This is a genomic window from Paenibacillus oryzae, from assembly GCF_001675045.1.
Classification (GTDB): Bacteria; Bacillota; Bacilli; order Paenibacillales; family Paenibacillaceae; genus Pristimantibacillus; species Pristimantibacillus oryzae.
In genome coordinates this window covers 104198-126400 of record NZ_LYPA01000071.1, presented here as the reverse complement: position 1 = coordinate 126400, position 22203 = coordinate 104198, and the positions used below count along the sequence as shown (strand labels likewise).

Annotated in this window: 14 protein-coding genes; all 14 read left to right on the top strand. The window is 46.5% G+C overall.

The window, feature by feature from the left end; genetic code table 11:
* Positions 1-13: 13 nt before the first annotated feature.
* Positions 14-853 carry a flagellar hook-basal body protein gene (locus tag A7K91_RS20025; RefSeq protein ID WP_068686041.1) on the top strand — a complete coding sequence of 280 codons (840 nt, stop codon included), beginning with the start codon at positions 14-16 and terminating at the stop codon, positions 851-853.
* A gap of 21 nt (positions 854-874) precedes the next feature.
* Entirely contained in the window at positions 875-1378 is a 504-nt protein-coding gene (locus A7K91_RS26200) for a DNA-directed RNA polymerase subunit beta (RefSeq protein ID WP_169833434.1), read from the top strand.
* A 256-nt stretch (positions 1379-1634) separates the two neighbouring features.
* Complete coding sequence (locus A7K91_RS20015; protein WP_082967608.1) at positions 1635-2201, top strand: CDP-alcohol phosphatidyltransferase family protein; 567 nt, start codon at positions 1635-1637, stop codon at positions 2199-2201.
* 134 nt (positions 2202-2335) lie between these two features.
* Positions 2336-2764: a 3-hydroxyacyl-ACP dehydratase FabZ gene (fabZ, locus tag A7K91_RS20010; protein ID WP_068686039.1), complete on the top strand. Its 429-nt coding sequence runs from the start codon at positions 2336-2338 to the stop codon at positions 2762-2764.
* A 31-nt stretch (positions 2765-2795) separates the two neighbouring features.
* Entirely contained in the window at positions 2796-4511 is a 1716-nt protein-coding gene (locus A7K91_RS20005) for a phospho-sugar mutase (protein WP_068686037.1), read from the top strand.
* 44 nt (positions 4512-4555) lie between these two features.
* Complete coding sequence (locus tag A7K91_RS20000) at positions 4556-6679, top strand: DUF5693 family protein (RefSeq protein WP_245697714.1); 2124 nt, start codon at positions 4556-4558, stop codon at positions 6677-6679.
* On the top strand, positions 6643-7872 hold the full coding sequence (gene csaB / locus A7K91_RS19995) for a polysaccharide pyruvyl transferase CsaB (RefSeq protein ID WP_068686033.1): 1230 nt from the start codon (positions 6643-6645) through the stop codon (positions 7870-7872). Before A7K91_RS20000 ends, csaB begins: the two co-directional genes overlap by 37 nt.
* A gap of 9 nt (positions 7873-7881) precedes the next feature.
* Entirely contained in the window at positions 7882-8652 is a 771-nt protein-coding gene (locus tag A7K91_RS19990; protein ID WP_068686031.1) for a WecB/TagA/CpsF family glycosyltransferase, read from the top strand.
* 235 nt (positions 8653-8887) lie between these two features.
* The gene (locus tag A7K91_RS19985; RefSeq protein WP_068686233.1) at positions 8888-10027 is read left to right on the top strand and encodes a glycosyltransferase family 4 protein; all 1140 of its coding nucleotides are present in this window, start codon (positions 8888-8890) and stop codon (positions 10025-10027) included.
* A 476-nt stretch (positions 10028-10503) separates the two neighbouring features.
* Entirely contained in the window at positions 10504-14697 is a 4194-nt protein-coding gene (locus A7K91_RS19980) for an S-layer homology domain-containing protein (protein ID WP_068686030.1), read from the top strand.
* A gap of 650 nt (positions 14698-15347) precedes the next feature.
* Positions 15348-18275, top strand: a complete 2928-nt coding sequence (locus A7K91_RS19975; protein ID WP_068686028.1) for an S-layer homology domain-containing protein — start codon at positions 15348-15350, stop codon at positions 18273-18275.
* 126 nt (positions 18276-18401) lie between these two features.
* A complete protein-coding gene (locus A7K91_RS19970) occupies positions 18402-20909 on the top strand; it encodes a hypothetical protein (RefSeq protein ID WP_068686026.1) in 2508 nt (835 codons plus the stop codon).
* A 69-nt stretch (positions 20910-20978) separates the two neighbouring features.
* The gene (locus A7K91_RS19965; RefSeq protein ID WP_068686024.1) at positions 20979-21509 is read left to right on the top strand and encodes a hypothetical protein; all 531 of its coding nucleotides are present in this window, start codon (positions 20979-20981) and stop codon (positions 21507-21509) included.
* Between the two features lie 351 nt (positions 21510-21860).
* Positions 21861-22145 (top strand): alpha/beta-type small acid-soluble spore protein, encoded by a 285-nt coding sequence (locus A7K91_RS19960; RefSeq protein WP_068686022.1) that lies wholly within the window; start codon positions 21861-21863, stop codon positions 22143-22145.
* Positions 22146-22203: the final 58 nt, after the last annotated feature.

Genomic DNA, 22203 nt, shown 5'->3' with positions numbered 1-22203 from the left:
AGGATGCATTGTCTTGAACGCTTCCATGATTAATGCCATGGTATCCATGAATGCGCTCCAGCAAAAGCTGGACGTCATGGCTGACAATATTGCTAACGTAAATACGGTAGGCTATAAGAAAAAAGAGGTTACCTTCGAGGATTTGCTGACCAATCTGAAAAATCAGCCGGAGACCTTCAACCAGCCCGGCAGGCGGACAGCGCTGGATTTTAACCAGGGCTGGGGCACTAAGCTGTCTGTTATTCAGCCTAACTTATCCCAGGGTCCGCTTAAGGGAACGGAAAATTTGACCGACATTGCCATTGAAGGTAGTGCTGTGTTCGAGGTTACAATCGACGATGCCAATACAAGAGCCTATACCCGTAATGGAGCCTTCCAGTTGACGATGGCTGCAAACGGTGATACGATTTTGGCAACGGAAAATGGTTATCCGGTTGTTGCTAATGTGCCTGACGCTAACGGCAACCTGGTGGAGGGCAATATTGTTGTGCCAAGAGGTTATTCGCTGCGCGTCAATGCCGACGGAACGGTGCTGGGCGTTTCTTCCAACAATACCATCGAGCTTGGAAGCATCAAGCTTCTTCAGGTTTCCCGGCCTGCGGCATTAACTGCGGTGTCCGATAATCTGTTCATTATTGCCGATGGCGTGAACCCTGATGATATTGTGCAAGAAGTCACACCTGATCCGGATAATCGAATCGCTCTGCGTCAAGGCTTCCTGGAGCAATCCAATGTCCAGCTGTCCGACGAGATAACGGAGCTTATCAATGTTCAACGCGCCTATCAGCTTGCAGCAAGAGCTTTATCGTCCAGCGACACGATGATGGGCATTGCGAACTCGATACGCGCGTAGGCTAGAATGAAGGTGATGCGTATGACCGACGATGCGATGAATTCCAATGGGAATGAATTGCCTCGCCAATCAGCCGGCAACGGCAGAATGACAGGAAATGCGGCTGGAGGCAACCGAACGCCCGACAGTCCAACCGGCGTATATCCGGGCATCTATCCAGGCGGTGATCTGCGGAGACAACGGCTTAACAGCGCATCTGGCAGCGATAGCGCTCCCGGCGAAGGGAAGAATTCGGGTAGAGGGAAAAGCGCCGAGGCTGGAGATAGTAAAGTAAAAGCTAAAAGCCGGACCAAGGAAACCAAGGCAACATGGCCTGAAGAGGATGAGGAAGAAAAACGCTTTCCGACTTGGGCGCGGGTAGCTTTTTGGCTGTTTCGCAAAAGCATAGTTCCTGTCATAATGGTTGTTATGCTGCTTGCAGGTTTGTATATCGGGTACGTATATCTGGGCAAATCGTCCAAGGATGATGTGTTTGAATGGTCTACCTGGCAACATCTTTACGATCTGATTTTTGCGGAGTCCTGATGCCGGAAGGCGACAGGAAGAAGAAGAGAAGCAGCTGCTCTCTGTATGGCCTGATGCTCAGGCTTTCCAGAGGGCTTTTTTGCGTTAACGGGGCTTTGGGCTGCTGCCTGGAAAGCCCCTTTGTTTCCATTTGACGGGAGGTAGTTTATAATAGAGATTGTTTCTCGGTGCTGAAACAGCCGGACAATGCAGGCTAGTCCCTGCGACCGGGAACGATGGCGGGGCATTCCGCAGGAATGTATAGGAGCGTGTGCGATTGAATCTGCCAAATATGTTAACAGCGTTGCGTTTTTTTCTCATCCCCGTTTACATAATCATTTTCGCCAGCGGACATATGATTCCTGCATTTCTTGTTGTGATAGCGGCGGGAGTTACAGATGTGCTGGACGGACATATTGCCAGAAGATACGGGATGATTACCCCTGCGGGCCAGATGCTGGACCCGCTAGCTGACAAGCTGATGATTATCGCAGTTATTGTGACGCTTCTTTATGCCGGCCATATTTCGTGGTGGGCGGCGGGGGCTTTGTTTCTGCGTGATCTGGGCATGATTGTTGGCGGGCTGATCCTTCATTTTCGAGGCAAAAAAAATGTGCCGGCCAACTGGATGGGCAAACTGACAACGGTGCTGCTTTATGGCGCCATTATGTTTATTTTTTTCCAGGCGTCCTTTGCGGAAGGCTTTTTGTGGGCGGTGATTGCTTTTTCTTTCCTGACCTCCATTGTTTATGCAGGTGCTTACCGGAAATTGAACCCCAAGCAATCGTCGCAGCCCGAAAGGCCCTCCGGACCTGAGGAGCCGCAGAATCAGAAAGAGGCTTGACCCCGGACGCTTCAGGTCCTTGGCCAAGCCCCCTTATCTTAACCTTCGCAAACTGCAGTTTTACGAGGGATAAGTATAGTGTGACTGAAATGAACATGTTTTATTCCAGTGAATAGACGAGAGGAGCTTGAAACATGCTTGATATTAACCAAATCCAGGAGATTATTCCCCATCGACCGCCTTTTTTGCTGATTGACCGTATTTTGGAGGTAGAACCGGGCGTACGCGCCGTTGGCATTAAAAATGTGACTATGAATGAACCGCATTTTGTCGGCCATTTCCCGAGATACCCGGTCATGCCAGGAGTCCTTATTGTAGAGGCGCTTGCCCAGGTGGGCACGGTAGCGATGCTAATGGTGGAGGCAAACAAAGGCAAGCTTGGTTTTTTTGCGGGCATTGACGGCTTCCGTTTTAGAGGGCAGGTTATGCCTGGGGATACGCTGACGCTTGAGGTGCAAATTACGAGGCTGAAAGGATCGATCGGCAAAGGCCAGGCTACCGCGAAAGTAGACGGCAAGGTTGTAGCCGAAGGCGAATTGATGTTCGCTTTAACCAACCCTTAAATCATTAACTTAATGTGGAGGAACCTATCCAATGAGCAAACCAAACAATGATCACACCGCTGCCTACGAGGCTTGGCTGAACGATAACCTTATTGACGATGCAACCAAGGAGGAGCTGCGCGGCATTGCTGGGCAGGAAAAAGAGATAGCTGACCGCTTTTATCGCGATCTGGAATTCGGCACGGGAGGCTTGCGCGGAGTAATGGGCGCCGGTACTAACCGCCTTAACGCCTATACGGTCGGCAAAGCGACGCAAGGGCTGGCGAACTGGCTGTTGTCTCAAGGCAAAGCTTCGCCGTCCGCGGTGATTGCGCATGATTCCCGTAATTACTCGCCGGAGTTTGCCCTGGATTCTGCTCTTGTGCTGGCCGGCAACGGAATCAAGACGTATTTGTTCAAGTCGCTTCGTCCTACGCCTCAGCTTTCTTTTGCCGTCAGAGCGCTTGGCGCATCCAGCGGGATTGTGATTACCGCAAGCCATAATCCGCCGGAATATAACGGCTACAAGGCCTATGGCAGCGACGGCTGCCAATTGATTCCCGAGGATGCGGAGCAGGTGATTGCCGCCATTGCTGCGATTGAGGGCTTTGGAGAGGTGAAGCGCCTGTCGCGTGAAGATGCTGAACAGCAGGGCCTTTTGGTATGGCTTGACGAAGCAGCTGACCGGGATTATGTCCAAACGGTAGTTGCTCAAAGCTTGAATTCGGATTTGCTCAAAGGAGAGCTTGGAGAAAAGTTCAGCGTTGTATTTACGCCGCTGCATGGAACGGGCAATTTGCCTGTTCGCCAGGCGCTTGAGGGAGCGGGCTTCCGCAATGTCCATATTGTAGCGGAGCAGGAGCAGCCGGACGGCTATTTCAGCACGGTTAAATCGCCAAATCCGGAGGAGCGCGAAGCGTTTACGCTGGCAATCGAGCTGGCCAAAAAGGTAAATGCGGACATTATCGTCGGAACGGACCCCGATGCCGACCGGATGGGCGCAGTTGTACGGAATAGCGAAGGCGAATATGTCGTGCTGACAGGCAATCAGTCCGGCGCGCTGATGGTGTATTACGTGCTTACTATGCTTAAGGAGCAAGGTCGTCTGCCGGATAACGGGGTCGTCATTAAAACAATCGTAACTAGCGAAATGGGCGCCGACATTGCGGCTTCTTTTGGTGTTGATGTGGAAAACACACTGACGGGCTTTAAATATATCGGCGAAAAAATGACGGCTTACGAAAAAACGGGCGAAAAAAGCTTCCTGTTTGGCTATGAGGAAAGCTACGGCTATTTGACAGGGACCTATGCCCGCGATAAAGACGCTATTGTAGCCGCTTTGTTGATCTGCGAAGCAGCCGCTTATTATAGCAGTCAGGGCAAAACGCTGTATGATGTGCTTCTGGAGCTTTACGGCGCGTTTGGCGCTTATCTGGAGGGACAGGAGTCCCGCACGATGAAGGGACTGGACGGCGCGCAGCAGATTCAAGGCATTATGAATGACTGGAGAAGCCATCCGCCTGTCGAGATTGGCGGCGTCAAGGTTGCCGAGGTGCTTGATTACAGCGCAGGGCTGCAAGGGCTTCGTCCGGAAAATGTGCTGAAATATAAATTGGAGGACGGCTCCTGGTTCTGTCTGAGGCCTTCAGGTACGGAACCGAAGATCAAGGTTTATTTTGCTGTAAAGCAAGAGAGTCCTGCTGCCGCCGAAAAAGCGCTGCAAGCCTTGAAGTCTTCCGTTATGTCCCGTGTTGACCGTAAGGAATAGGCCATACAGCAGCGTCAAGAAAGGAACGGAGGATTAACGTGTTAATGAGATGGCAGCGCTGGAACCGGCGTGCAAAAACGTGGCTCTGGATCATCGTTCTGGCTGGCGTAGTGGCTTCGTTGCCGCTAGGCCTGTCCAGAATGCAAATGGAGCAGTCGGCTAATACCGTCGAATTTGTATTCGACTATATTGATCTTTTGGAAGTATCGGAGCAGCAAAGCAATCCGAGGCAATATCTGGAGGACAAGCTTGATCTGTTGAAGGACGCCGGTATCGGCACGATGTCCGTGTATGAAAGCACGCTCAGGGAGCTGCAGCGGTCGGGCCGTCTCGTTTATTACAATGAACGGGATGCCGCTCTGCTGCAAGGCAAGCTGGCGGACGAGCGGGTTAACCATTCCTATATCCTGTTTAGCGGAGCGGAGGAAGCCGAGAAAATTGGTCCGCTCATTCGGGACGGGCTCGATCGTTACGGCGTTAGCTATGCCGATTGGTCCTTCGGAGGGCGCCAAGGTCTCGTGGTGCAGGAGCCTCTTGCCGCTCTCAACTTGAAAACCTTTGATTTTGACCCCATGACGCTGGAGGAGCTGACGGAGGCCGGGTTCCATATCCTTCCCCGTTTTTCCGATCGTGTTGTTCCATATGACAGCGAGCGCACGGATGCTCAATTGGTTCGTCTGAAGGAATATGGAGCTACCCGCGTTTTGTTTGATGGAGAAAAAGCCAAAGGGGCCAGCGATCAAGGTGAGCTGAAAAGCCTGGATAGCTTTGGCGAGCTGCTCAAGCATCATGGCATTGGATTGACGGTTATCGAAAACCTCAAGAAGCCGCAGCAAGGCATTAATAAACTGGCCTATTTGAGTCAATATAATGTAGTAAGGCTATATTCGCTGTCCCCGGAGGAAAGTTTGGAGATTTCGTCTACTGTTCTGAAGGAGCGTTTCCTTCTTGCAGCCAAGGATCGAAACATCCGAATGTTTTTCCTGAACACCATGCTGCAATCCAGCACGGATTCAGGACGTCTGAATGATTCTGTAGACAAGCTGGCTCTTGCCATGGGCGGCGAGGACGGAGCAATTTCGCTGCTGGAGAAGGAGGGTTTCCCGAACGGTGTTGCGGAGTCCTTCCAATTTGATAAGCCGTCCTGGGAAAAACCGCTGCGCGCGCTGTCTGTGCTTGGAGCCGTTGCGCTGATTGCACTTTTAATTTCTGCTTTTATTCCTCATACAGCTATCCCATTGTTCCTGTTAGGACTTGCCGGTTCGGCGGGTCTGTATGTACTGAACAGCTCGTTGCTGGAGCAGGCGCTGGCGCTGGGAGCGGCAGTGAGCGCGCCGACGTTGGCGCTCATCTGGGTATTAAACCGGATTTATGCCAGAACGATAGGTTCAAGGCGCATGATTGGAGGAGAGGCCTGGACGGTTGGCGGCGCAGGACATCCTTCGCTCGCGCAGGAGAGCCGGACGACCTGGGTTTTCCCTGAGGTTTCAGCGCCGCGCCGTCTGGCCATGGCGCTGGGCTGGTTTGTCGGAGCAACGTTGATTACGCTGTCCGCCGTGCCTATTGTGTTCGGCTTGCTGAACAATATTACGTATAGTCTGGTACTGGAGCAATTCCGAGGCGTAAGCGCGCTTCATTTTGGACCGCTGGTGCTGGTTGCTATTTATGTTTTCCTTTATGAGGACTCCGAAGGGAACGGCGTTTTGAAGCGCGGCTTGGCCCTGCTAAAGCAGCCAATTACGCTGTTATGGGTTCTTGGCATAGCGATAGTTGGAGCAATTGGTTTTTATTATTTGTCGCGGACGGGAAACAATGGACAAGTTCCGCCGCTTGAGCTGCTTATTCGCGGGTGGCTGGAATCGGCGTTTGGCGTTCGGCCGAGATTTAAAGAGTTTATGCTGGGACATCCGCCGCTTTTGCTTGGTTTGTTCCTTGCGATTCGTTATCGCGCGGCATGGGTATTAATGATTGTTGGAGCAATGGGTCAGCTGACTATGGTCAGCACCTTCACCCATATTCATACGCCGCTGTATATTTCCATTATTCGCACTCTTCTGGGTCTGGGAGCGGGGCTTATCTTCGGCCTTATTGCGATCGGCCTCTGGACGGTGGCGGAAGGAGCTTTCCGTAAATGGGTAATGCCGCGGTTTCAACAAAAATCCGCTTAGCTATTTCCGGTTATTACGGATTTAACAATAGCGGCGACGAGGCAGTGCTTCGTTCCATCCTGCTGGCTTTGGAGGAGCAGGGGCAGGCTTTGGGCCTTGAGGTAGAGCCGATTGTGCTTAGTGCGGACCCTGCTTGGACCAGCAAGATGTACGGCGTGGAGTCAGCGCACCGCATGCGCCCCGCCGAGGTGCTGCGAGCCATAAAAAGCAGTCATGGCCTCATCAGCGGGGGAGGCAGTCTCCTTCAAGATGCAACAAGCACTAAAACCATTCCCTATTATACCGGGGTGATGAAGCTTGCCCAGATGCTGGGCAAGCCGACGTTTGCGTATGCGCAAGGCATAGGACCCGTTAACAGACGCTGGCTTTATCCCATGATTGCGGGCGTTATGAACAAAAGCGCCTATATCTCGGTACGGGATGAAGAGTCCTCTTCGCTGCTAAACAGGATCGGCATTCCTCAGGACAGGATAGAGGTTGTTCCGGACCCTGTTATGGGCTTGCCTTTACCGAAGGCTGAAGCGATGGCATCTGCCGCATTAAGCGGCAGTTCGGGGCAGTTGTCCGCAGGTCAGTCGGCAGGATCAGGGAATGAGGCGGAGATGGAGATTTCAACTGAAACGCCTCAGGCCGGAGTTCCCGTTGTTGGCGTGTCACTGCGCCGATGGCGTCAGGATGGAGCGGATATTGCCCGGATCGCAGCCGCGCTGGAAGCCTTGTCACAGCGCAGACCCGTGATTCTGCGATTTTTGCCATTTCATAAGCCCTCGGACCGCGAGTTGTCAGAGGAGTTGATTGCGAAGCTGGAGAGCCGTTTGGGAGCGGGCAGCTCTGCCGAACTGCACGACCCTGGCGATGATCCGCAGCAAATGCTGCTGGCTGTGGGCCGCTGCCAGCTTCTTGTTGGCATGAGGCTTCATGCGCTTATCTATGCCGCAGGGCGGGAGGTTCCGCTATTGGGGATTTCCTATGATCCCAAAATCGATCAGTTTTTGGCCCGGTTGGACTTGAAGCCCATCGGCACGACGGAAGATATGCATATCGAAGCTTTTGTTGCGGCGGCATGCAGCTTGCTGGACGATGCCGACGGCTGGCGCAGCAAGCACGGCGAGACGATTCAAGCGCTTCGCCAGCAAGCGCAGCGCCCTGCGCAACAAATTCTGACAATGATGCGTCAATATAGTTCGAGGTGAGCTCCTCTTATGTCGAAAACAATGCCAACAAAGGTTTCCACTGTATCCATTTTTGGAATTCCGTTCTCCAAAATGGGGATGGACGAAACGGTTCATTATTTAACAGCTTCTATTGAAGCCGGAGAACAGCATCATGTCGTTACCGCCAATCCCATCATGGTGATGGCTGCACTGGAAAATCCGGGCTTTGCCAAAGTAATGTCCCGCGCAGACCTGATTGTGCCTGACGGAGCGGGCGTAGTCTGGGCGGCCCGTTATTGCGGCAGCCCGGTTGCAGAGCGGGTGACGGGCTTTGATCTGATGCACCGGCTGCTGAAAGAGGGAGAAAAGCGTAGATGGCGAGCGTACCTGCTTGGAACTTCGCAGGACATTATCGAATCGGCTGCTGAAAAGCTCCAGCTTCAGTATCCTCAAGTCAAAATTGTTGGTTATCGCAATGGCTTTTTTACATCTGAGCAGGATGAGGAAATTATTGAAGAAATCCGATCCTTGGCTCCTCATTTGCTTTTTGTAGCAAGGGGGATGGAGAAGGAAGGATGGAATGCCGATTACAAGGAGAAACTAGGCGTTCCGTTTATTATGGGCGTTGGGGGCAGCTTTGACGTTGTGTCTGGCAAGCTGAAGCGCGCTCCTGGCGTTTTTCAAAAGATGAAGCTGGAATGGCTGTACCGCCTGCTTCAGGAGCCAAGCCGTTACAAAAGGATGCTTGCGCTCCCGAAATTCGTCGTGAAAGTGATCCGCAACAAAGAAAACGTGACAAAACCAACACCTTTAGCCTAAAAAGCAACCAATTTTCATGAAAATTGCACGAAAACGGGGTTGGTGTTTCTTTTTCGATGAGAGTATAATTCACTTCGTTGGTCTGCGAAGAGCATACGGTCTGGAACGGAAACAGGCCGGGGCATTTTCGCTGCCGCCGCCGCATAAGGAACGTTTCTGCGGTGAAATATAAGCGGAGCATGGCGGTTCGCCTGTCCCCTTATATTTTCAAAAAAGGAGAGTTGTACACATGCCAATTGGCCTTTTGTATGCCATCGGATTTATTGCGGCACTGGCTTTAGCACTTATTATGACGCCGCTCGTCAAAACATTCGCTTTTAAAATCGGGGCCATTGACAAGCCTAACCACCGAAAGGTACATACGCGTATTATGCCGCGTTTGGGCGGACTGGCGATTTATGCCGCGTTTGTAGGAGCTTTTTTCGCCGTGTCGCCTTTTATTCCGGAGGGACTTCTTCGTCCTCGCGATGTGAATATGATTAATGCGCTGCTTGTTGGCGGAACCATCATTATTATATTGGGAGCTCTGGACGACCGCTTCGAGCTTTCGGCCAAGGTTAAGCTGCTGGGCCAAATCGCGGCCGCTTGCGTAGTTGTTTTTGGCTTTGATGTGCATATTGACCTGGTTAACGTTCCTTTTGGGGAAACCATGCAGCCTATCGCAGAATGGATCGGCATTCCGCTTACGATTATTTGGATCGTGGGCGTTACCAACGCCATCAACCTCATTGATGGACTGGACGGACTAGCCGCAGGCGTTTCCGGCATTTCCATTGCAACCATCGCGGTTATGGCAAGTCTGATGGGTTTTCAGCCTGTTATTTTGCTTAGCACGCTGCTGCTTGGCGGCATTATCGGGTTTCTTGTGTTCAACTTTCATCCAGCCAAAATTTTTATGGGCGATTCCGGCTCGCTGTTTCTTGGCTTTAGCCTGGCTACGCTGTCGATGCTTGGCTTCAAGCAAGTGACGATCGTATCCTTTGTGACGCCGCTGCTTATTATCGGTGTGCCGTTGTCCGATACCTTTTTTGCAATCGTAAGGCGCTGGGTCAACAAAAAGCCGATTTTTGCGCCTGACAAAGGCCATCTGCATCATCGCTTGCAGGATCTTGGCTTTAGCCATCGCCGCACGGTGCTGATTATATGGGGAGTATCCGCCGTATTTGGCGTTCTTGCTATCGTACAGTCTGCGGTGGTTCAATCCAGCGCGGCTAACTGGATTACCTTCGGCGTCATTTGCATGACAATTTTTTTCCTGCAGATTGGCGCAGAGCTGATCGGCATTGTAGACAAATCGCATCGTCCGCTTATAACGCTGCTCTCACGCATCCGATTGAGATTGCTCAAGACAGGTGAGGCAACGCGCGGTAAATAAGCCATTATGGATTATTATTAATCATCCCAAAACCTCTTGTTCCCTGTCGGGAGCGGAGGTTTTTATTGTGTTGTGATAAGGGCGTGTCTTAAAACTCGCTCAGGGTCATCTATCACTGCCTTTCCGCCCCCTGCGGAGTTTTAAGACACGCCCTAAACATATACGGGAGAATAGCCGATAAAAAAAGATATAGAACTTTTCGGAAGTTATTGCGTCTATAACCGGGGAGAAGAAAAAGGATAATGAGGAAAAGGGAGGTTTATTTATAAGAAAGCGGAAGTTATGTGCGGGTGGAAGCAGGAGGTCGGAGTTCACGCACTGAAACGATGCCGTGCATGGCGGAACATTAAGCTTATTGTTTATAATACCTGTCTCTAAGCGCAGCTGAGGCTGTTTTGCGTATGCGATGGTGCGACTAGAGTTTTTTCCATTTTGACTTCATAAAAACGATTATTTGCACAAGGAGGAACAACGTTTTGAAAAGAGCGCTGGCACTATTTTTGACGATTGCCCTGATTGTTACCCTGACGCCTATTTATGGCGTATCCAAGAAGGTTGAGGCTGCGGGGTCTTATTTCTTATTTCCTAATGAAAATGCTACGCGGGAAAATGCGCGGATTGTTTCCACTCAAAATATTGAATTGACGGGTACCATTAATGGAGTAGTTGGCAGTTCCATTAGCTATAATATTAAACAGGTAACGCCTACGGGTACAGAAAGAGAATTAAATACTACAGAAGAAATTACGACGGGTATTCTAACCACTGGCGATAATCGTGTTACGGTGAGCAGTGTAATCCTGTTTCCAGGTATGAATAAAATTACATTTAAAGGCGTAGCGGGCTCCTCCACTGTATCGGAGTCTATCTATATTGAATACCGGGATAGCCCGATGCTGTATGATTTAAAGGTTCAGTTTGAAAATCAGGAGTATGACTTCCTGGAGGATCAGCCTACCATGCTGTATTCTTCGGCTACAACTGTGCAAAGCACAGGAACTATCGTTATTACAGGCCGTGCGCCAAACGCCACTAAAGTAAACATCACCATTAACGGCCGCTCCTATGATTTTAATGTAGCGTCTACCGCTGCCAATACATTCAGATTCAGCACATCTCAGCTTACCATTGATAAAGGCATCAATAATGTTATCTTCAAGGTTCATAATGGAGGACAAGTTGTCGAAACAACTAGGCAAATTGCTTTTTATAATGGTGAAGTAACTTATTATGATATGAAGCTGAGTGATGGAACCAAAACGTCTGCTCTGGAAAATAACATGGAGTTTTCAACAGCTGCAACTGGTACGCTTTCCATTACTGGCAAAGCCATAGTTCCACTTCCTTTATATGATAGTGCCGGAGCTGTAATTGATTCCACATCAGATACTGATGTCATGGCTAAGCTCCAAAGCGGCTTGAAGGCAGAAATTCAGGGCATAACGACTATGCTTTCCCCAAAAAGCGGATCCATTTCGTATTTACCGAAACCACTGTTGGCAACGACAAAATTTATGACTGTAAGCTTTGCTTACGATTTGCCTGCTTCGGGCTTGAATTATGACGTCAAACAATCCGTCCGGTTTATTGCGCCAAACTTGAACGGGGAAAATACTTCTGCCTGGACAGGCTTTACTTTGCGGGACAGTAATAGGGCCTATATTTACGATGTCAATTATTTGACCGGTTTTGACGGATCTATGACGTCTGCTATTAGTACGGCCAATCGTTCGCAATCAATTAACGATACACGAATTCTCAATCTTCAGGGAACGGACATTCCAGCTTCTGGAGTGGATGTTTATTCTGTTCCTATGGGTGTTGAAGTGCTAGTGGCTAACTACGATAAATTAAACGCCAACCTGGCAGATTTAGTTACAGTTGGTTTAGGCGGCCCGGCTACGGGCTTGACTTATAAAATGGTCATGAAGAGCGCTACGGGAGAAAGTACAGAAGCCTTGAGCCAAATAGTAACACAGCAGGTAAATGGCGAAACAATTATGCTTAAACGCGTATTTTTTGAAATCCAGAAGCTGCCTAGATCAGGCACCAATACGTTGTTATTCAAGCTTGCTGCCAGCACAAATGCTAGTACAGCTGCAGTGACCGTTATCGCAAGATTGCTGTACGGACCGTATGTAAAATATGACTCCATCGTTAATGGCGGTGATGTCCGGCATGATTCCGCTTCCGGCTCAACAACTGCATTGCTTGCTCAATTAAGTAATTTTAGAGGACAGCTTTTTAATATCACCAATACCGATGATATTGAATATAAATCTGTTGGAACAAAGAAACAATCCGTATTTATGTATATTAACAATGTGGAAGTGCCGCTTGTTCAAGACGGAACAGCCACTATTACCAAGTTTATTCCAGAAGCAATTGCAAGTAATGACACTGACAAGATAGATGCACTAATCAATATCTTGAATAAAGCTGGTGAAAACACCATTAAATTTGTGTTTCTTTCGGCAAACAACAACTACGAAAGCACGATGAGATTTAATATCATACCTACAAATCTGCCAATGGTGCCTGCCGCTAATACAGATGGAGTCTATCCTTATACGACGGCAGCATGGCCGCCAGTTTCTACGGATCCCAACTTCAGTGGACAGAATGGGGTCTATACTACAAAAGAAGCTCGTTTCGACGTGTTCGGCACATTTGATTTTATCGATCTTGGCAACTCGTTGAGTCAATTGAACACCACTTATGGCAACATATCCAATAAACCGGATTACAAAGTTACGATTTCCAATGCAGATTGGTCAACTAGTGTTAATTGGGACTTAAGCAAGCAAATGAAGGTTGTTAATCCGGATAGAAGTATTGTTACCAATAGCAGCAGTTCTACTGGAGAACATTTAGTCTATGGTACAACCTCTGCAGTCACACCAGACGCCAATGTAACGTTCTATTACGACTACGCAAAAGAAAGCTTTATGTTCAGAATTGAAGGACAGGAAATGCCGGCAGACGGCAGCACGATGGTTTATGTGATTACGGTATTTAACGCTGGCGAAAACGGCCCTCGCGCTACGTATCGACTTGAGGTCAGGCCCATTTCGATTCCATACACTATTCACGCGCCTGTCTCTGAAGAGCGTGTTACGAATAAAAACTTTGTTGAAGTTATTATCAGCTCGCCGGGTGCAGATTCTATTACTGTAGGCAAGGATAAAGCTGAAAAAATCACGTTCCGGGAATACAATGGCAGCGCAGACGTAAATGGAACAGCTATTGAGGCATTCCGGGCCGTTGTAAAGGACTTGCGGGCAAATCGGGATACCAAAATATCGTTTACCATTACACGAGGCGATGATACGATCAAACAGGATATGACGGTCAAATATGTTCCAACCAATATACCTGGGGCACAAATGTTGGCAACGATGGCTTCTAGCCACAAAATGTTCAACAATGCCTTGACGTTAACCTTTGCCAAGGGAACACAACTTATACGGCCGGGCTATAACGATTCCGTCAATCATGCCACGCAGGTTTACAATGGGAACGAGCTTCTTTTTGCTATAGCAAACCCGAATGACGGTATTGTGGACAGACATATGTATGAGGGCCAGCCAGCCAACTATTCAGCTAATAGCCAGGCTGAGGGCAACCTTCATATTGGTTATCGCTTCCAGGATCAAGCTCGCCAGTTTATTAAGGCAAGCCCACTGTTTTGGATTGATGGTGGTTTGGCTGACGATCCATCGACAGCATCCTATGACCCTATTACGACTGGGGTCGATCCATTCCCGTTTGATAATTATGACGGCAAGTATATCAAGTCGTTTACAAGCCGCTGGAATGAATTCGGTCTGGAATTAAAGCCAAGTACAGCGGGTAGTCTGACGTTAACCTACGATAGTAATATTGTTCAAAGTGCTGGTACTACGATTACCGTATTCCGATTTGACCCCTTCAACAGCACTTGGGAAAATATCGGAGGCGTTGTTGACGAGAAGAAACGCACAGTTACAGTTCCATTCACCAAATTTGGCTATTATGTGGCTGGTAAATTGACTCGCGGCTTTAATGACATTACGGACCATCCGTATGCACGTGAAGCAATGGAGGCCATTTTCTCCAAGGGCGTAATGAATGCAATTGATCCAACGGGCTTATTTGGTGGCGATCGCTATGTTACACGTGGCGAATTTACACGCATGATTGTACGAGCGCTGGAACTGGATCTGAACTATTCAGGCGATCTGCATTTCTCCTATTACCCGGAGACGATGACGAATGCCAATAATGCCACGGCGTTGTATGACTATCGCTATATTGAAACGGCAGCAAGAGCAGGTATCGTCAACGGCAAACGCCCAGGCTTCTTTGATGAAGATGTTGAGTTGAATCGTCAGGAGGCTGCTACAATTTTGGCAAGAGCGCTGCAGTTGAAGCTTGAGACAGACTCTACTAAAGCAAAGACGCAGTTGGACAAGGCGTTTAAGGATTCCGGAAGCTTTGACTTCTACTCCGTTCCGCCTGTTCTGGCCATCCAGAAAAAAGGGTTCATTCAGGGCAAAGCCGTTAATCCGAACGATCCGAAGGAAGGTTTTGTTTTTGAGCCTAAAGCACGTCTTCTGAGAAGCGACGCTGCAATCATCATGGCTCGCGTCATGAACGATATGAAAAAGCTTCCGAAAATCTATAATTGATGCTAACGCCGAATAGGCGCTAAGACAGGGGAGCGTTCCGTAATGGAGCAGCTCCCTTGGCTTAATCATGTTAAAGGGAACTTTTAAGCAATTCAGGAATTAAACTTAAACTGGATTTTGGATACGGTGATTCAAATACCGTTTTATGTGGGTAAGAGATTGTTGTCGGCTTAAAGGTGAAAACATATCCATGGAAAAAGTTAAGCATCGACGACTGGCCTAGAAACAGGCTATACTGGCATAGTCCGAGATGAAAGTTAGTGGTTCAGACTGCGGCTTTGACAAAAGGGAGTATCATACGGTTTCATGCTGAAAAGGACGGTTTTGCAATATGAAAAAAGTCTCAGAAAACTTTTTTGAGAATATCGCAACTTTTTGGCGAAACCGGCGTTTAAATACATGTGATTGTTTCAAATGCCCTTTTGTGATGAATTAATGGATTTTATGGAAAATCAATTGGAATGAATTCACAAGTTCCTCTTTACGGTTCCATAAGCCCATTGTATAATGTTATAGTGATGCGGATAGTCTAGCATCTATTCTTTCATGGTTTACAAGTTTCTACGGCATGACTTGTACAAGGGTTACCATGTACGTAGACATCATTTATACCAATTTATGCTCAACTCTGGAAAGGGGGTGAATCGGCTATGAGGGAAACGAGCAATACATTAAGTAAACAAAACTCTCAACAACCGAAGCAATTTAGAGGAGGAGAAAAAAAGGTTATGAAGAAAAGTTTATCCTTGCTGGTTGCGATTGCCATGGTATTCTCCATGTTCGCAACTGTCGTATCCGCAGCTGGTCCTGAAGAAGGCCAATCTGCTGGTCAATATTTGAATCAACTGGGCGTTATCAAAGGTAATGGTACTGATCTGAAAGAAGATCAAACTTGGAAGCGTCAAGACATCGTAGTTCTGCTGTCCCGCTTGCTGGGCGTAGAAGCAGCTGCTAAAGCAACTGCTAAATCCCACGAGTTCAAAGACGTAACTGACAAAAACTATGACGGTTACATCTCTTGGGCAGTTGAAGAAGGTCTGGTACAAGGTAAAGGCAATGGCAAATTCGGCTACGGCGACGAGCTGAAAACCCAAGAGTTCTACGCACTTGTACTGCGCGCTTTCAAAGTAGAAGTAGCTTATGACGAAGTTCCAGCTAAAGCAGTTGAAATGAAACTGGCTGCTGAAGGTACTGACTTCTCTGCTGTTCCTACACGTGGCGCTACTTACTCCACAATCGTAACAGCTCTGAACACTGAAGTTCCTGGCACTGGCAAAACTCTGGGCGAAGCTCTGGGTCTGATCGAGGGCGCTGCTGTTTCCGCTACTCAAACTGGTGCTAAATTGGTAACTGTTAAGTTCAACAAAGCTGTTGATACTGAAAAAGCTAAGTTTGTAGTTAAAAACGCTGGATCCACTCGTGAAGTAGCTAAAACTACTTTCTCGGAAGATAAAAAATCCGCAGTACTGGAATTCTCCACTAAACTGCTTGATGGTGCTTCTTCCGTAACTGTATCTGGCCTTGGCGACACAGAACTTGTTTCCGACTTCACAGCTGCAGCTGAAAAAATCACGGAAATCGTGTTCACTAGCGACAAGCTGGCTCTTGGAACAAAAACTACTGGTAGCAACCCTAACGCTGCTGACTACGAAAATGTAAGTGTTGGCTACAAAATCGTAAACCAATACGATGAGGACGTTACAAAAACTTCCGGTGGCAGCCTGCAATTCCAAGTTGGTAAAGCAAATGCAACAGCTAACGCTACAAACGGCGTTTTGAAAATCACTAGCAGCAACAACACTACTTTCCAAATTGGTGAAACAGTATTTGTAAACGGCATTCTTAACATGGGTACTTATGCTATTACAACTCCTAAAACTTTCACAATTGGTCTGCAAGCTGTAGTTGATACAGTGGATATCCTTTCCGTGTATCACCCTGACAACAAAGAAATCACAACTTCTTCTACTTTTGAAGACTACTACGTTCTTGTTGACGCTAAAGACCAATATGGCAGCAACGTAACTGCTGAGCAATTCAAAAATGGTGTGTTCACTTTCGTTTCGAACCAAAACCTGTTTGCAATCAATAAAGACGACGTTAGAGCTAACGTAGGTCCTAACAGAGATAAACTGGGTATCCGCTTGACTAGCCCAACAAAAACTCCAGGTTTTGTATTTGAAGGCACAAACAAAATTACAATCACATCACTGATGGGTCAAAAATCAGATACACTTGATGTTGTTGTTAAAAAAGCTCCAACATTGAACACTATTTCTTTGACTCAACCAACTGAAACAGTTGTTCCTAATGCAGTTATCAAAGTTCCTTTCGAAGCTTACGACCAAAATGGTGCTAAACTCGAAAAGTTCGCTGATGTGAATGGTATGCTTAGCCTTTCCACAAATAACGGTGAGTTCAAAGTTGTACAAGATTACACTAATAAAAAAGCTGTTCTGGAATGGACAGTAGGCAGTGCTACTGGCGATGCTTACCTGACAGCTAACGTTGTTAATACTGCTAGCAATTCGCAGCTTCCAGTAAAAGTTGTTGCAAAAGACGACCCACGTGCTCTTGCTGGTTTGAAAGATGTTAAAACAGCTGTATTGGTTGGCAGCACAATTGAAATCGAGCCTAAACACATTGTTGTTAAAGATCAATTTGATCGCAACATGAAGCTCGAAGATTTGCTTACTACACACTCCGTAACCATTTCTGTTTACGAAGGTCAATACAACAAAGATCCACTCGTTGTAGTTAATGGCAATACAACTGCAGATAAAATCGATCTTACAAATGCTAACAAAAAAGTTGTTCTGAAAGCTGTTGAAAAAGGAACTGCAACTGTTAAGTTGACATTGAAAAAACTTGATGGCACTGAAGTTGCAACCCACAACACTTTTGCAATTACTGTAATTGACAACAAAGCAATCGTATCCGACTCTTACCAAGTGGCTGACATCACTAAAGTTCACGCATCCGATGTTTCTCGCGGTGCTGAAGTGAAGGTAACAGGTAAATTGTCGAACGGCACTGAAGTTACACTGCCTCAATCCGCATACACTGTTACAGCTGTAGGCGACCTGAAATACGACGAAGCTTCAAACAAAGTATATGCAGGTGATGTTTTCAACGGTTCTACTGATAAAACAAAAACTGCAAAAGCAACTTATATCGTTCACATTCTGGAAACTAATGCTCCTATTAGCAAAGAAGTAACCATCGTGAACGAAACTCCAGTTCCAACTAAACTGGAATCCAAGGATGCTAACGGTCTGAAATCTTCTGATCTGGTTGTTAAAGGCGCTGCTACTGGTGCTAACGCTGTAACTGTAGCAAACGTATTTGCAACACTTAAGGCTAAAGACCAATTTGGTGCTGATGTTACTACTTTGGTTGCTGGTACCTTCACTGCATCTATCTCTGAGCTGGATGGCGTAACAGTAACAAACAACGGTAAAACTGTTGATCAAGTTTCTGTTCAAGGTCTTGCAATTGGTAGAGGTTACACTGTAACATTTACTTCTACAGAGAGCGGCCAACAAATCAAGCTTAAAGTTGTTGCTGACGCTAACTAATAGTTAGGTTTAAACCCTCCCGTGTTATCGGGAGGGTTTTTTCTATATGTTGAGAAAAAAACGAAACATTTCCCCCTATTTCTACGTTTATATAGATAACGAATATTTTTAAAGGGGACACTAACTATGAAGAAGGTTTCGGTTGTTACGGCTTCGATCCTTGTTGCATCGAGTTTGGTTTTATCCAACGTTCATCCGGTTGTTGTATCAGCTGCTTCTAGTACAAAGCCAGCAGCTACACAAGCAGCCATGAAGGCATTTAAAGGAGCAGAGCTCAAAACATTTTCAATTACGTCGAAAAGCTCGATTCAAATCAAGGATGTCTATTTTAAATATGGAAGCAAGGAGAAACAAGCCTTTTTTACTGTTGTTGTACATAATGGCGATAATACACCAATTGATTTTATGGATTATTGGGTGGAGTTAACGACTAAATCCGGTGCAAAATATCCAGTTAAATCGTATACGGCAACTGGAAGCAGCAAGTCGGTTCAAGTTCCTGCCCAAACAACAAGGGAATTTACTTTCTATTCTCAAATTGATTCCAAATTGAATTATTCGGATCTGATTTTTAAAGTGGTAAAATGGGACTTTTCACTTCCCGGCTATACAAGAACGGTCGGACAGGTTAATGTAACGTCAGCTTATCAAAATGCTGTACCTGCCAATTCGTATTATGTGCAAAGTATGGATAATAATACGATTAAATCTTATTTAACGGCAGGGACGTTTTTTAATATGGGTACAACAAATCAGGCGCAATTTGAGTTAAACCTTGAAAATACCGGTTTATTTGAATATACATTGCCTGATTATCAATTTTATTTAAGAACCAAAGCCGGATTGGTTATAAGGTTGGCTAAGGATCAAATCACGGAAACCGTAGTAGCCCCTGGAGAAAAAGTGAAATACACGCTTCGTACTTCCTTGAAAAATACAATTAATTTAACGGATGCACAGCTATTGGTTACGGTGATTGATGCTGAATCTAAATTGGAAATTCCAAAATCGGTTTATACAATTAGCTGGAATAATAAAAATAATATCACTGTTGAACCTAACAAAGCGGCCTCTATTAATATTAATGGCATCAATATTAAGGCTTCTATTGAAAATATCTATACCGATTACAGCGGCTCGCAAAACAATGTTGTGCTGACTACAAAATGGATGAATAGCGGAAAAGAACCGGTTGCTTTACCAGCCTATAAATTTGAGATTATGGCTAAGGATGGGGTTCGTTATCCAGTGCAATTGATGGAAACAGCGACCGATATTCAATTAGCTCCTGGCTTGGACAAGGAAATTGCACTGCAAGCATCGTTGCCTGCAGCATTATCCGATGGCCTCGTGCTTTTAGTTAAACAGCCAAAAGATGAAAAGAATACAATGGAATACGTCAAAACAGCTATGAAACTGGCAAAATTGCAAGAGACAAAAGGTGTACAAAGCAAAATTTACAAAAGCGAAAAAGGCTCTTATGAAATAAAGGTGTCTCAAGCAGAAAGACTGCCATGGGGAAATCAGGATATGATTAATACGTTCCTTGAGGTGAAAAATACGGGGTCAAAATCGCAGTCGATACCAGATATAGCTGCTTTGCTTCGCCTGAACGGCCAGGCTGTTGAAGCTGAGAAGAGCAACTTAATTAAACTGGACAGCTCAGGCATGCTGGAGCCGAGTGAATCTACACGTTATGTACTGATCACTAAAGTTCCTTATACCTATAAATTCGGTGAAATCAGTCTTAACCTGACTGATAAAATTAGTGATACAAAGAAACAAACAATTGGATTATTTAAGTTGAACGAGATTAGTCCATTGCCTGAGCTTTCTGCAACAGAGGTCTTTAACATAGATGCTTTAGGCAGAAGATCATCTTTGCAAATGCTTAATACATTTGTATTCGAGGGCAAGGATGATAACTTGCTGTATAGCGAGTTTAAATACACGAACAAGGAAGCTCGTTTTACAACACTTCCAGCACTGAAAGCTTATTTCAAAACAAGCGATGGTCAATACATTGATGCTACCCTTACAAATATTAAAGCAGGGTTAAAAGCTGACGGAACTGCCCTTGTATATGCTACCGCTCCTGTGCCTAAAACATTCTCTAACCAAGGCGATGTACAGCTTATCATTGGAGAAGCATTGACAGCTAATGCGTATAGTAAGCCAGAGGATAAAGCAGATGGATTTGTGTCAGGTAAGTCTATTATTCTGCCTAAAACACAACAAGCTGCAGCAGATACCATTTCAAACCTGAAGCTTGAACCATATGAGTTCACATTAAATCGACTGAACACTATGCTTATTGATGTTGAAAATGTGAAGCTGGAAATGAAATATACACTTGAGAAAAAATCGATATTTGATGTTGTTGAGAAAGAAACCAAGCTGTATTTTGAAATTGCCAATAATAAAAATGCCTACGGTGCTTCGGTCACAATTACGCCTAAAGAAGGCGAAGGGCTGGAAACGGGCATTGAAAAAAGTGTAATCGTACCTATTAAAGGGACGCAGCTGGCCAACATTGTTAATGGCGGTTATGTGTTGAATGTTTATGAAGAAACTGATGGATATAAGCGGCTTTTAGGCTCCAAGAAATATGGCTCATTCCAAATCGTACGCTAGTAACTATTCAGAGACCTACAAATCTAGTATGCTATTAAAATGGTACTGGGTTGAAAGGAGAATGGGATAGTGAAAGCAAAAGCATTAAAAATCGCAAGCGCGGCTGTTTTGGTGACAGCCGGCATCACGGCGGGAATGGTAATGGCAAAGCCATATGAAGCCGATTCTGCGGCGACGCCAGGCACGGTTAATGATCCTGTCGTGACCAAAAGCTACGTGGACGAGCAAATTGCCAAGCTGGCAGCAAATGGTATCGGCAATGGAAGCTCGGGTAATGACGGATCAGGTACAAGCAACGCGGGATCAAGCAACACAAGCACAGAAGCTGTAAAGCTTGAGGTTGTGGAAATACCACTTGGCAAAACGCTAATGGCAGGCGCGGGAGCTGAGGTCGTGGTACGTGTGGGTAAAGCTGTTGCCTACAGTACCACAACAGACGGTTTATCCGATCTGACAGAGGGCATAGACATTAAAAGCGGCAAGGATGTGCCTAAAAATCATCTGATCTGGTTCCCGCGCGATGGCCGCGGCATTCAGGGACATCCTGACGAAACGGCTCCGTTGACTGTACTTGTAAAGGGCAGCTATACGCTCAAGTAAGGAACTGGTATGGAATTGCTTTGGATGTAGCGGGTTGTTTTTAATGTAGTATGCCCGAAATGATAAGATGTATGAATCTGGCTTGAGTAGTATGAGTATAACTTGAAACAATTAATTTTATTTGATTTTGCGGTTTTGATCATGCTGGTTTTGATCATGTATTAAAAAACAGGCTGCCCACTTTCGTAACGGAGGTTGGGTAGCCTTTTTATTTGGCATTGTCAATTGATTAAACTAAAAATTTGGAACAGAAGGTATTTTTTTCGCGCAGTGACAATAGGTTATACGCTTGAGGCGTGCCCAATTGATACACACTATGTCTGAGTTCATTTATAAAAGGAGGCGAAGTGCATGGGCCGTTCAAATAATTCAAATAAAATCATTGTGCGTGAAAGCAAAGCCATGTTAAACGGTATGAAGTATGAGATTGCTGCCGAGCTGGGTTTATTTAGCGGGGGCAGCCCTGTTTCAGGATTGGATACTGAATTTGCTGGCGAGTTGGGATCGGCTTCCGGAGGAAACGAAGCTGGCGGTCATGTTCATTGGTCAACATTATCCACCCGTCAAGCAGGCTCTGTAGGCGGAGAAATGACACGACGTCTGATTGCCCAAGCCGAGCAGGTATTAAAGCTATAGGCGCTTGTGCCGCGATTCTGATAGCCATTTGATGCCATTTGTCATGAAGCTCTGTCCA

Bases quoted from the DNA above. Each gene is read 5' to 3' on its own strand.
- A7K91_RS26200 (WP_169833434.1), top strand. From the start codon at position 875: ATGACCGACGATGCGATGAATTCCAATGGGAATGAATTGCCTCGCCAA.
- fabZ (WP_068686039.1), top strand. From the start codon at position 2,336: ATGCTTGATATTAACCAAATCCAGGAGATTATTCCCCATCGACCGCCT.
- A7K91_RS20005 (WP_068686037.1), top strand. From the start codon at position 2,796: ATGAGCAAACCAAACAATGATCACACCGCTGCCTACGAGGCTTGGCTG.
- A7K91_RS20000 (WP_245697714.1), top strand. From the start codon at position 4,556: ATGAGATGGCAGCGCTGGAACCGGCGTGCAAAAACGTGGCTCTGGATC.
- csaB (WP_068686033.1), top strand. From the start codon at position 6,643: ATGGGTAATGCCGCGGTTTCAACAAAAATCCGCTTAGCTATTTCCGGT.
- A7K91_RS19990 (WP_068686031.1), top strand. From the start codon at position 7,882: ATGTCGAAAACAATGCCAACAAAGGTTTCCACTGTATCCATTTTTGGA.
- A7K91_RS19975 (WP_068686028.1), top strand. From the start codon at position 15,348: ATGAGGGAAACGAGCAATACATTAAGTAAACAAAACTCTCAACAACCG.
- A7K91_RS19970 (WP_068686026.1), top strand. From the start codon at position 18,402: ATGAAGAAGGTTTCGGTTGTTACGGCTTCGATCCTTGTTGCATCGAGT.
- A7K91_RS19960 (WP_068686022.1), top strand. From the start codon at position 21,861: ATGGGCCGTTCAAATAATTCAAATAAAATCATTGTGCGTGAAAGCAAA.